Source organism: Streptococcus mitis (assembly GCF_009496155.1).
Taxonomy (GTDB): Bacteria; Bacillota; Bacilli; order Lactobacillales; family Streptococcaceae; genus Streptococcus; species Streptococcus mitis_BQ.
In genome coordinates this window covers 1-711 of sequence record NZ_WIJP01000043.1, presented here as the reverse complement: position 1 = coordinate 711, position 711 = coordinate 1, and the positions used below count along the sequence as shown (strand labels likewise).

The 711-nt window shown below is 53.4% G+C and carries 1 protein-coding gene; it reads left to right on the top strand.

What is annotated here, in order from left to right:
* On the top strand, window positions 1–711 hold a 711-nt coding region (locus GEZ84_RS10585; RefSeq protein WP_194252076.1), incomplete at both ends, for a hypothetical protein.

Genomic DNA, 711 nt, shown 5'->3' with positions numbered 1-711 from the left:
AGTCAGCCTCAACAAGTGCCTCAGCGTCAGCCAGCACGTCAGCTAGTCAGTCAGCATCAACAAGTGCGAGCCAATCAGCAAGTACCTCAGCTAGCCAGTCGGCATCAACAAGTGCAAGCCAATCAGCCAGCACAAGCGCATCTGAGTCAGCCTCAACAAGTGCGTCTGCATCAGCCAGCACAAGCGCATCTGAATCAGCCTCAACAAGTGCGTCTGCATCAGCAAGCACAAGCGCATCTGAATCAGCCTCAACAAGTGCCTCAGCGTCAGCCAGCACAAGCGCATCTGAATCAGCCTCAACAAGTGCATCAGCATCAGCAAGCACAAGCGCATCTGAATCAGCATCAACAAGTGCGTCTGCATCAGCAAGCACAAGCGCATCTGAATCAGCAAGCACAAGCGCATCTGAGTCAGCCTCAACAAGTGCCTCAGCGTCAGCCAGCACAAGCGCATCTGAATCAGCTTCAACAAGTGCGTCAGCATCAGCCAGCACATCAGCAAGTCAGTCAGCCTCAACAAGTGCAAGCCAATCAGCCAGCACATCGGCATCTGAATCAGCCTCAACAAGTGCAAGTCAATCAGCCAGCACATCGGCATCTGAATCAGCCTCAACAAGTGCCTCAGCGTCAGCCAGCACAAGCGCATCTGAATCAGCCTCAACAAGTGCCTCAGCGTCAGCCAGCACAAGCGCATCTGAATCAGCCTCAACAA